Raw genomic sequence first — 10088 nt, forward strand, 5'->3', positions numbered from 1 at the left:
AAAAACAATTCTAGCGGTCGCTATTAGCCATGAGTCACCCACTATTTTCAGCCAATTTAACGAGTTGTGGACTTCCTTCTCGACCTTAACAGGCTGGCTGGTACTGACAGAACTGCGGTTTACAAACCGGATAATTGAGCCTTGGTTTTCGGCATTCCAGATATTATCTCAATTCTAGACTTATCTTGTCCAGCAAGCTTTGATTAAGTTTAGATAACTATTTCGCCCTGTAAGTTAACCTCTTCTTTCCCCCAAGGCAGGAAGTTTGATATAGGAAGTTAATTTTCTTAATTTCCTGTCATAAAACTTAATAAAGCTGTATAATCCTTTGCGGAAAGCACTGTTGATTCTATGTAGATATACGAACGCTCAGAAACAGCATCCTATTTTTGCCCTTGCTGGCATACACGCCAGGGGGTGGAAGCTCGAATCATCTAGCGCCGGACATTATGCTTTGCAACTTAACTGCTCAAACGCGAGCTTTCATCGCACTAGATCCCAGTCAGTGCGTTTCACAGCCAGCAATTTTCAGTTTCAGCGGAAAATCCTTACTTTCTTCGTATTCTAATTTCAGGGGTCATATGTGGCGAAGACTATACTTCGGCGAACAACTACCAAAACACAACTAATTCAAGTTATGAACAGCCCAAAAGTCAGTGTAATAATTCCTGCATTCAATGCAGCCGAAACCCTGGCCGAGGCCGTTGCCTCCGTAGTTAATGGCAGCCACAAGCATCTAGAAATTTTAATTGTTGATGACTGCTCGACAGACGATACTAGAAAAATTGGTGCTAGGCTGGCCAAGCAAGATTCGAGAATTAAGTTCTATAGAAATCCCCACAATTATGGGGTTTCCAAGTCAAGAAATTTAATGATCAAGCGGGCAACCGGCAAGTATGTAGCGTTTCTAGACAGTGACGATACCTGGGAACCCAACAAGCTAGAAGTTTGTTTGAAGATGCTCGCAGACAATCCCGAAGTCAAAGCAGTTGCTCACGCTTTGCGGTATTTAGACAAGCATGGCAACAAGTTGAGTTACGTTCCTACCTATCCTACAACTAAAGCCGAAATGCAGGCGATTAAGGAGACAGGCGAAAGTCCTTGGGTTTTCCCGTCTTCTGTGGTAGTCGATCGCTTCATTTTGCTCAAAGAAGGTGGCTTTGCAGAAGATTGGGAGGTAGGAGAAGATACAGAGTTATTTACCAAAATTGCTCAAAAGCACGGCTTGCTAGCCGCGACAGCACCTTTGGGAAATTATCGAATTAGAGGAAACTCTCTCACAGACAAGCACTGGCTGAAAAAGCGCATAGCTTCTGAATGTGTCAAGGAAAACCAACTGCGGCGCTTGCGGGGAGAAAAAGAGTTATCGCTCAACGAGTACGAACAGTTGTGCTTTAACAATTTGCCCCTTTTGCCAAGGCTCAACAAATTCCGAGAAGTTTTGGCACTGCACTACATGAGAAAGGTGGGACAAAGTTGGTTGAATCGGGAGATTGTACTGACTCTGATTTATGGCATCGCTACGACAGCCCTCAATCCTCAAGCTACTCTGAACAAGTGGAAATGGATGAAATCTCACGAGAAGTTGAGCCGTCAAACGACAGAAAGCACCCGTCATGCAGCAGAATTTAATCCCCAGCGATCGTCGGAAGTCAGCGGTTTTTCCTAAAGGCTCTTGTATTTGTATGCAGGTTTTAATCTAAGACGGTTCGATCTGAACCGTCTTGGAGATAAAAGCCTCTGAAAAATAGATACGCTCGATCGCTCTGGCGTCGCGCGATCGCAACAAAGCGTTAACCATCGCGTATAGTGTTATATTCAGCCGCCAGCCTCAACCCGAGCGAGCCGGAAATAGCAGCCTGTGCCCGCCGTGCTATTTGCTGCCAAAACAATTAAAATAGATAAGGTTTCATTCAGTTGACAGTTGACAATTGACAGTTGACAGTTGACAGCAGTTGACAGTTGACAGCAGTTGACAAAGAAGGAAGAGGATTGGAGCAATCAATCGTCTTTTTTAAATTCCTCCCGATCGGGGTTCCGGCTTTAAACCAATTATTTATGGTAAGTAAAAAGCCAAGTTTTGTGAATAAAAATGGGTAGGAAACCTATTTGTTAGGCAGAAAGTAAAAGCAAAAAAGTAACAAAAATTATGCTTTCTACCTTTTTACCTGATACCTTCAGAGAACGATCGCCTTTTTACTTTGAACTAGACTAAATTTATGGACTGGCAAGAAATTTCTGGCAACTGGGTATTAATTCCCTCAAACTCGAAACCGATCGCGATCGTACATTTTCTCGGCGGCGCATTTGTAGCTGCTGCACCGCAACTGACCTATCGGTGGCTGTTAGAGGCCTTGGGGAATCAAGGATATGTGGTAGTAGCAACCCCGTTTGTCAATACTTTGGATCATATTGCGATCGCCCGCGATGTCCTCAACAAGTTTGAAAATGCCCTCGATAGGTTGCGCGCCAAGAAATTGCTCAAATCTTCCTATCTGCCTGTCTACGGCATGGGGCACAGCATGGGATGCAAACTGCACTTGCTGATCGGCTCGGTGTTTGACATAGAAAGAGCCGGCAATATTCTGATCTCTTTCAACAATTATGCAGCATCCGAAGCAATCCCGATCGTCGAGCAAATTTCCCCCGTCTTTAACGTAGAGTTTACCCCTTCCCCCCAAGACACCAACCGCCTCGTGCAAGATAGCTATCAAATCCGGCGCAATCTTTTAGTCAAATTTAACAGCGACAACATCGACCAAACCCTGCTGTTAAATGGTCTGCTAAAACAAAGATTTTCCGACATGATTACAGTTCAGACACTGGCCGGCAACCATCAAACGCCATTAGGTCAAGATGTTAGCTGGCCTGTCGGTCAAATTTTTACACCCTTCGACGCGATCGGCCAATGGGTAAAACAAGAAGTGTATCGAGAATTAAATCAATTAAAACGGACAATTCTGCTGTGGCTAAACCCTCTGTCGCGCGTTTAACAGCCGATGAGCCGATCAACCCAAAAGTTCGTCCGGCAACTGCAAAATATCATCTTCGTCGTCCGTCTCGGGGATAGGAGTATAGTTTTTGACGATCGACAGACAGTTACGACCATCAGCCGTTCTCGTATAACTGAGACTGTCTGCGATGTCTTTCATCAACTTGAGGCCCCGCCCGCCCGAAGCTTCAGGATCGATCGTTTTCGACATATCTTGAATTTTTTGCTCTAAATCAAAGGGAGAGCCCGAATCCCAAATTTGAATCTCTACAGATTCAGCAGACACCACCACGTTAATCTCCACCGGCAAATCCGGCCGTTTGCCCTCGTGGGCGTGACGCACCGCATTTGTAAAGCCCTCAGCCAAAGCCAACTGACAGCGTATCCACACACTTGTAGGAATTCGCTGCTCGTACAATTTTGCAAACCAGGACAAAACTGGCTCTAAAGCACTCTGGCCAGTATTGACTTGAAGAGCCGCTTTCTTTAGGACTTGCAACTTTTCGGAACCTTTTAATTCAATCACGCTCAGCCACTAAAATTATAGTTCCGTGACATACTCCTACACTGATTGCAAGCAATACAGTGTAGGCTTCTCATCCAATCCAGCTATTGCTTCGGAGGCGATGAGCTTTGTTTTAAGTCCACGGAATGCCCTACCGCAGACTGTAAATTTCTTACCTTGTACCCTACAAATTTTACTGCCCTGGATGAGATGCTGGCTGATTCGCACTATCGGACAAACCCGGAGGTAATTTGCATTAATCAAGATGTGCCTACTTGCTTCTATGCTGTGCAACGGAGTCGCTTACCAATAATCGCAATGCTACTGGACAGAGGCTGATCAGACACCGATAGGGGTGAAGTTAACCAAATTTATTCTATCAAATTTATGGGTACAAACAAAATATGACAGCTCATTTCCGACCTACCCTCTTCCCTCGCCTCCGGCATTGGTCAGAGGATTGTCGTCAACTCGCTCGCAATTCATCTCATCACCTCCCTATCGGGCAGGTGAAAGGCTTCTTGCTGTTTTATTAGCTAAAATAGAGGCAAATATTATACTGCCTGTACTTTACGTTGTTAACTTTTTTGCCAAAATGCGGGCAACTGCTAGCGCCAACATCACCCATCGCAGTTCTTCAATGGCAGCGTCATTTTCCAGTTGCTGCTGCGGCGGCTGACCGTGTAAAACCAAGCAAAATTGAATGGGAGTTCGACTGTACTGGCTTGTACTGCTAAAAAAATAAATGTCAAATCGAGTAATTAGCTGTTTACGATACCAGAAGTCGCGCCCCGATGTCAATTCGCCCCTGCTGCCCAAAAAAAATCTATCAAAGTTTATGTTCTGAGGATAAACTGGGTGAAGTTCGACCCAACCAAAATTTGCATCAAATTTAAAGGTAAATTGAACTCGATGGCTGGCCGGCAAAAGCATTTACCTGAAAAGCGATGTTATTAGACTATACTCAATCTCAGACAATCGCCCTCACAGGATATATTTTAAATGACCCCCAGACCTTTGAAAGACTTGTAGTACCCGAGTGCCATGTTTCAAATTCTGGTTATTGACGATGATACGGCTGTTCAAGAGCTGCTGAGAAGAACCCTGAAAAAACAGGGTTACGAAGTGACAGTAGCAAGCAATGGCGAAGACGGCGTGGCCCAGGCGCAAAAATTGCGTCCGGCGCTGATAATTTGCGATTGGATCATGCCGCGTTTGACCGGCATTGATGTTTGCCGTCGAGTTAAGGCTGATCCGGAACTGTCAACTACACAATTCTTTTTGTTGACTTCTTTGGGATCGATCGCCGATCGAGTCAAAGGGCTTGACGCCGGTGCCGACGATTTTATCTCCAAGCCGATCGAACTCAACGAATTGCAGGCGAGAGTACGCGCAGGATTGCGGCTGCACCAACTCAGCCGAGATTTGAAAATTGCCAAGCAAAGCCTGGAAGCAGAGTTAGCCGAAGCAGCGGAGTACGTGCAATCGCTGCTGCCCGATCCGATGACGGAACCTGTCAGCATCGAGGCAAAATTCATTCCCTCCCGGCAGTTAGGCGGAGATTGCTTCGACTACAACTGGCTGGATGCCGATTATTTGGCGATTTACTTGCTCGACGTAGCCGGTCACGGTTTGCGGGCGGCGCTGCCTTCTGTGGCGGTGCTGAATTTGCTGCGATCGCGCGCACTGCCCAACATTGACTACTACAAACCGAGCGATGTTTTGCGGGCCCTCAATACCACCTTCCAGATGAGCTACCAAAATGACAAATATTTCACCATCTGGTATGGCGTTTACAACCGCATTACTCGGCAGCTAACTTACGCCAGCGCCGGTCATCCCCCGGCAGTGTTAATTTCCCAGTCCCCTGCGAGCACGGCTAAAATCAAGCAATTAAAAACCCCCGGAATGCCAGTTGGGATGTTCCCCGACGCCCGCTATGTCGATAATTGCTGCGATGTCGAGGATTTAAGCACTCTCTACATCTTTAGCGACGGGGTATACGAGATTCACCAACCTGACGGCAATATCTGGGGGCTAGACCCTTTCATCGACCTGCTAGCATCTTACAACGGTGCAACTGCCGATCAGTTAGAACTGGTTCTGAACTACATTCAAAAGTTGAACGCTAAAGCAGTTTTTGATGATGATTGGTCTTTACTCAAGATCAACTTTGGCTAGCTGACCTCTTGCATCACATTTGCAACCAAATGGCAAGAAGACAGCAGCCAAAAGAGTTAGTTAGTGGAGACAATTTTGCGATTAAAAGCATCCCGGGTCGGAAAGATCTCGAAAACTCGATCCATGCTGGTGAGTTCAAATAAAATGCGGATTTGCTCGTTGATAGAACAGACGACTAATTGACTCCCAGCGGCCCGGACTGTTTTGAGCGCTAATACTAAAGCGCCCAAACCAGAACTATCCATAAAAGTCACATCAGTGAAGTCTATCAATACCACATCGGCTCCCGCTTCCACTAGGTCGCTAATCTCTTGGCGGAATTGACTTGCCTTGGTGCCGTCTAAAATGCCAGAGGGCTGAATAATTTTAACTACAGGACTCATATTTTGCGATGGGAATGTCAGAATTTCTAGCCAGACTAGGCTAAGTATAGCTGCGAGATGGACTCCGATCCAAATAAGAGAAACGGAAAATCCGAGAACGGGAGAATATTGTTGAGTGCAAGAGATGGCGCTCTTTGCGGATGGGAACGCCGATCGGACTCGCAGCGCTTCGCCACCGCGAGTGAATTGTGAGAGGGGGACAATTTTTGTTCTGCTGAATACAGAATGGCATCAAACTAAGCTAACTTTGGCGCGGTAGAGGAGTTTATCGCCTTGTGTGTAGCCTGTATAGCGGACTTTGACGGGTTCTCCGGCCTGGGCTGTTCCTTCGATGAGCTGGTGCTGTTGCGGGTTGTAGGGAATCTCTGCTCCGACTGGGGCGATCGACTCTATGCCCCAATGCTGCAATAACTGCTCGACGGGGCGTAGCAACGGCAGCAGTTTCTGGGCCCGCAAGTGGTGATTTTCCTGAGCTTTGCTGGCAGCAGTCGGCCACTGCAACATCCAAGATTCTAAAATTTGTACGCTAGCAAGCTGGAATTCCTCCATCAAAGACGATCGCTGCTGTGCGATCGCAGCTTGGAGGCGCTGATATTCTTGTTCTAAGGCTGTGGGTGGTGCCTTTTCTAACTCTACAAAGTCTGGCGCCAAGGTTGCGAGCAGTTCGGTTAAGGAAATTTGCAAAGCTTGACTGATTTTGAGCAGGATGTCGGCTCGGGTTTTCAAAGCTAAGCCGCGACGCAGGCGGATGACCTGAATTTCGGGAACTCCTGCTTTTTGGCTGAGTTCTCGATCGCTCGAAATCCCGGCCTGTTGCATCAGCCGTTGCAGTTGAGGAGCATAATCTGGAATATTAGCTGCCACGAAAATTTCATCCAAATTAATAAATGGACATATTCTCGATCGTAAACTGTCGGGAGCCGATCGGAAATACATCTTTGGGGCGGGCTAGGAGCAACGGCCCACAAAAGTTGTGGCACAGGCCAGAAAGCCTGTGGCGGGCTCTCCGGCCCACCCCACAAAAGTTGTGGCACAGGCCAGAAAGCCTGTGGCGGGCTCTTCTCCGGCCCACCCCACAAAAGTTGTAGCTATTTGACGGCAACTTTCTCAGCGACGGCTGTTGCAGTTGTCGCAGAAGCTTGCAAATGCGCTTCTAGGAACCACAAACGTTTGTCAATAGCCCGCGAAATTTCGGTGTACAAGTCGGCTGTATCGGCGTCGCCAAGTTCTGATGCTTTGTCGATCGCAACTCGTAGATGTTGGGCGTAGGGTGCATAGCGATCGGCTAAAGCAGTGACGTATTCCTTGCCATCTAGAATGTCGAAAGGAAATTCTGGCAAAATCGAATCTGCGGCGGCTGTGCGGGCTGTTCCGACAGCCAAACCGCCCAAAGCAGTGACTCGTTCAGCAACCGTATCGACGTATTCTTCGAGTTCCCCGGCCATTTCGTCAAACAGCAAATGCAACTGATAGAAGTCCATGCCTTTGACGTTCCAGTGAGCTTGCTTGACTTGAGTTTTTAAGTCCAGAGTGGTTGCTAGCGTGGCGTTGAGCAGCCCGACTATTTGAGAGCGGGTGGCGGCTGACATATCGATGCGCGTCGGGTAAAGGTGTTGTTTGTGGTTGTTGGTAGTCATAGGTTTTTAGGTTGTTAGTGGTGATTGTCGATCGAATATCTGAGACTGTTTGGACAGTTAGTTTTGGCTGTTTTGGCTGTTTTGGGCGATCGAATATTTGCCTGTCGTGAATTGCTCAGGCTAGGTGCATCTGCAACACAGCACGGGGAGCTCGGCGGATTTTGCACGGGATAGTTTCTAAACCGAGGCGCTGGCAAGCTTCGTACCGGTGGCAGCCGGAAAATCCGTAATACTGGCCATCTACTTCTAGCACGTCGATGGGCTCGTTTAAACCTACCTCCCGGATGGATTCCATGAGGGCGGCTACTTTAGTTTGGTCGTTGACTCGCGGCAGGGGGCGGCGAATCTGGTTGAGAGGAATTTCTTCGATCCTCATGGCGGCTCTCTTTTTTGCTTCTTGTTAAATCATACTCGTAATGACTTCGACTTGGCAAGAGAAATGTCGGGAAATTTTGAGCTTGGGAGAACGGGGGCGTGCGATCGACCGTTTGCTGTAGTGTTTGAGGTATAACAAAAAGACAGAGGTCAAGCCTGTTTTTAGCGGTAAACGCGTTCAGCGTGGTTTATATAGAGCCTCAACTGGCAAAACAATCAATGCTGAAGGACTGTGGACTAAAATTACCAACGTAGATGTCTAACATTGACTACTTTTGGGTAGCTTTGTCCATGTTTTTACGAGCGGTTAGAAAATCCTAACTACTGCTATTTTGACAGGAAGTCCCCAAAAATAATTTATTGGTAACACGCAGCACCGCTAGGATTTTTCATGCCTTTCGATAGATCGATCGACCTCAACGTTCTAGGTACAGTGGGACAAAAGATAAATTGTGGTTTGATATTATGGCATCATCCCAACCCCTCAAAGGTCTTGAATTGATCGACTGCGCCAAAGCCAATGCCCAACAAGGAATCACCACAGCCGCCGAGCTTTGCGGCTACGGAAGCGACCTCAACACTTTTGAGCGGGAACTCAAAGAAGCTTGCCAAAAAATCGGCGTCGAAGTCAAGGAATTGAACGACTTGATTACGGATCAGCAGATGATCAAACAAGGAATGGGCATCGAAATTGCTCCAGATACTCCCTCAGAACTCTAAAATCGATCTCCAGCACACCAGGAAAGAGAGCTAAAACCGCCCAGACACGAGTATTGTCAGTCTTTCACAAGAGGCAGGCTAGAATATTTTGCATGGGAGCTTCTGACTTTTGGCAGGAGTCGTGTTTCCTCCCACGAAGATGGTTCTTTCTGGAGGATGCTGAGATTGTTAGGAGGACTGTCGTGTCAGATCAGCAAGATCGAATAATGCGTTTGTTTATAGAGGAGGCTAAGGAGCACCTCGATACTCTAGAAAATGGTTTGGTGGATTTGAAGTCCACGATGAAAGACCCCGAAATGGTCCAAGAGATGTTTCGAGCCGCCCACTCTGTGAAAGGAGGGGCGGCTATGCTCAGCTTGGATAGTATTAAAACAACCGCTCACCGCTTGGAAGATTGTTTTAAGGTACTCAAGGATGGGCCCGTCAAGCAAGTTGACCAAACGGCAGAATCTCTATTTTTAAAGGGAGTTGATACGCTTAAAGACTTGCTGGCGCGACTGGAAGGGCCTTTTGGCTTGAGGAATGAAGAGGGAGAAAAACTCGTCCAGCAGGTGATGCCAGTTTTTGCTCAACTGGAAACTCATCTCAACAACTTGGCGGCGGGCAAAGTTGTGGCGGTTGCTACTGCTGGAACTCGTGCACCTGTCGCGGCTCCAACAGCGGGCGCCGCGCCGGGGAATTTTGCTGTTCAAGTGATGGTTTTACTGAAAGAGATGTTGCAGGTGTTCAAGCAGAAAGAATCTGCTGCTAGCCGTCAGGAATTGGCGACTGCGTGCGCTCGACTCTATAAGTTGGGAGCTAAATTTGAGCCTTGGCAAAATTTAGTTAAAACTGCTAGAGGGGCGATCGTTAATCCCAAAAACTCTTATAAAGTCTTAGCTCCGCTGATTATCAAAGAGCTCAAGGATGCGGGAGATTTGGTGCAAACGGGGAAAGTTAAGACGATCGCTCCGAGTAAAAATTTGCTACTTTTGGTAGCAGCCCCAAAACCAGCAGAGGTAAGCGCCCCAGCAGCCCCAGCAGCAGCGTCGAAGCAAGTAGCTCTTCCCGCTGAACCTAAGGCGGTAGTCAAGCTTTTGCTCAAAACCTTCAACAAAAAGCAACTCTCGGAAATTGCCAAGTTACTGGTTCACGCCATTAAATCCTCTTCCTAGGAGCAAGAGTTAAGTGGCAAATAGTTTGCTAAACTTATCTAAAGTTGATTGCTGAGAGTCAGTTCCATGTTTGCCGTCAAGCGAGCGCTCAAATTAAATAATACTGAAGCAACCTTGATGGCAAAACACGCAGGCTTTCGG

General features: G+C 47.2%; 13 protein-coding genes. 6 read left to right on the forward strand and 7 right to left on the reverse strand.

The genetic code is table 11. The annotated features are described in order from the left end of the window. Positions 1 to 637: 637 nt before the first annotated feature. On the forward strand, positions 638 to 1669 hold the full coding sequence (locus JGK16_RS31600) for a glycosyltransferase (RefSeq protein ID WP_293187033.1): 1032 nt from the start codon (positions 638 to 640) through the stop codon (positions 1667 to 1669). 149 nt (positions 1670 to 1818) lie between these two features. Here the strand turns inward: JGK16_RS31600 and JGK16_RS31605 are convergent, their stop codons facing one another. Beyond that, on the reverse strand, positions 1819 to 2001 hold the full coding sequence (locus tag JGK16_RS31605) for a hypothetical protein (RefSeq protein ID WP_293187034.1): 183 nt from the start codon (positions 1999 to 2001) through the stop codon (positions 1819 to 1821). Positions 2002 to 2219: 218 nt separating this feature from the next. Between JGK16_RS31605 and JGK16_RS31610 the strand changes: the two genes are divergently transcribed. Continuing rightward, positions 2220 to 2993 carry a DUF1350 family protein gene (locus tag JGK16_RS31610; RefSeq protein ID WP_293187035.1) on the forward strand — a complete coding sequence of 258 codons (774 nt, stop codon included), beginning with the start codon at positions 2220 to 2222 and terminating at the stop codon, positions 2991 to 2993. Positions 2994 to 3008: 15 nt separating this feature from the next. On the opposite strand, the gene JGK16_RS31615 is transcribed toward JGK16_RS31610, so the two are convergent. Further along, positions 3009 to 3518, reverse strand: coding sequence for an anti-sigma regulatory factor (locus JGK16_RS31615; protein ID WP_293187036.1), 510 nt, complete (start codon positions 3516 to 3518; stop codon positions 3009 to 3011). Positions 3519 to 4067: 549 nt separating this feature from the next. Beyond that, complete coding sequence (locus tag JGK16_RS31620) at positions 4068 to 4424, reverse strand: hypothetical protein (protein ID WP_293203583.1); 357 nt, start codon at positions 4422 to 4424, stop codon at positions 4068 to 4070. A 117-nt stretch (positions 4425 to 4541) separates the two neighbouring features. Here JGK16_RS31620 and JGK16_RS31625 point away from each other — a divergent pair, with 117 nt between their 5' ends. Beyond that, a complete protein-coding gene (locus tag JGK16_RS31625) occupies positions 4542 to 5678 on the forward strand; it encodes a SpoIIE family protein phosphatase (protein WP_293187038.1) in 1137 nt (378 codons plus the stop codon). Between the two features lie 56 nt (positions 5679 to 5734). Here JGK16_RS31625 and JGK16_RS31630 read toward each other — a convergent pair whose 3' ends face one another. Together JGK16_RS31630 and JGK16_RS31635 are read right to left on the reverse strand one after the other, a co-directional pair. Next, on the reverse strand, positions 5735 to 6061 hold the full coding sequence (locus JGK16_RS31630) for an STAS domain-containing protein (RefSeq protein WP_293187039.1): 327 nt from the start codon (positions 6059 to 6061) through the stop codon (positions 5735 to 5737). Between the two features lie 231 nt (positions 6062 to 6292). After that, positions 6293 to 6997, reverse strand: a complete 705-nt coding sequence (locus JGK16_RS31635) for a helix-turn-helix domain-containing protein (RefSeq protein ID WP_293193837.1) — start codon at positions 6995 to 6997, stop codon at positions 6293 to 6295. 37 nt (positions 6998 to 7034) lie between these two features. Between JGK16_RS31635 and JGK16_RS31640 the strand changes: the two genes are divergently transcribed. Beyond that, complete coding sequence (locus JGK16_RS31640) at positions 7035 to 7157, forward strand: hypothetical protein (protein ID WP_293203584.1); 123 nt, start codon at positions 7035 to 7037, stop codon at positions 7155 to 7157. Here JGK16_RS31640 and dps read toward each other — a convergent pair. Together dps and JGK16_RS31650 are read right to left on the reverse strand one after the other, a co-directional pair. Continuing rightward, positions 7150 to 7698: a DNA starvation/stationary phase protection protein Dps gene (gene dps, locus JGK16_RS31645; protein WP_293187041.1), complete on the reverse strand. Its 549-nt coding sequence runs from the start codon at positions 7696 to 7698 to the stop codon at positions 7150 to 7152. The two genes, JGK16_RS31640 and dps, sit on opposite strands and share 8 nt — an antisense overlap. Before the next feature lie 115 nt (positions 7699 to 7813). Then, positions 7814 to 8074 carry a sulfiredoxin gene (locus JGK16_RS31650; RefSeq protein ID WP_293187042.1) on the reverse strand — a complete coding sequence of 87 codons (261 nt, stop codon included), beginning with the start codon at positions 8072 to 8074 and terminating at the stop codon, positions 7814 to 7816. A gap of 464 nt (positions 8075 to 8538) precedes the next feature. Between JGK16_RS31650 and JGK16_RS31655 the strand changes: the two genes are divergently transcribed. Then, on the forward strand, positions 8539 to 8793 hold the full coding sequence (locus tag JGK16_RS31655) for a hypothetical protein (RefSeq protein WP_293187043.1): 255 nt from the start codon (positions 8539 to 8541) through the stop codon (positions 8791 to 8793). Between the two features lie 182 nt (positions 8794 to 8975). Beyond that, positions 8976 to 9947, forward strand: coding sequence for an Hpt domain-containing protein (locus tag JGK16_RS31660; protein ID WP_293187044.1), 972 nt, complete (start codon positions 8976 to 8978; stop codon positions 9945 to 9947). The last annotated feature ends 141 nt before the right edge of the window (positions 9948 to 10088 follow it).

Source organism: Microcoleus sp. PH2017_09_SFU_O_A (genome assembly GCF_020738625.1).
Lineage (GTDB): Bacteria > Cyanobacteriota > Cyanobacteriia > Cyanobacteriales > Microcoleaceae > Microcoleus.

Coding starts and splice junctions, on each gene's coding strand:
- JGK16_RS31655 (WP_293187043.1), top strand. CDS start 8,539: ATGGCATCATCCCAACCCCTCAAAGGTCTTGAATTGATCGACTGCGCC.
- JGK16_RS31650 (WP_293187042.1), bottom strand. CDS start 8,074: ATGAGGATCGAAGAAATTCCTCTCAACCAGATTCGCCGCCCCCTGCCG.
- JGK16_RS31625 (WP_293187038.1), top strand. CDS start 4,542: ATGTTTCAAATTCTGGTTATTGACGATGATACGGCTGTTCAAGAGCTG.
- dps (WP_293187041.1), bottom strand. CDS start 7,698: ATGACTACCAACAACCACAAACAACACCTTTACCCGACGCGCATCGAT.
- JGK16_RS31610 (WP_293187035.1), top strand. CDS start 2,220: ATGGACTGGCAAGAAATTTCTGGCAACTGGGTATTAATTCCCTCAAAC.
- JGK16_RS31600 (WP_293187033.1), top strand. CDS start 638: ATGAACAGCCCAAAAGTCAGTGTAATAATTCCTGCATTCAATGCAGCC.
- JGK16_RS31635 (WP_293193837.1), bottom strand. CDS start 6,997: ATGTATTTCCGATCGGCTCCCGACAGTTTACGATCGAGAATATGTCCA.
- JGK16_RS31630 (WP_293187039.1), bottom strand. CDS start 6,061: ATGAGTCCTGTAGTTAAAATTATTCAGCCCTCTGGCATTTTAGACGGC.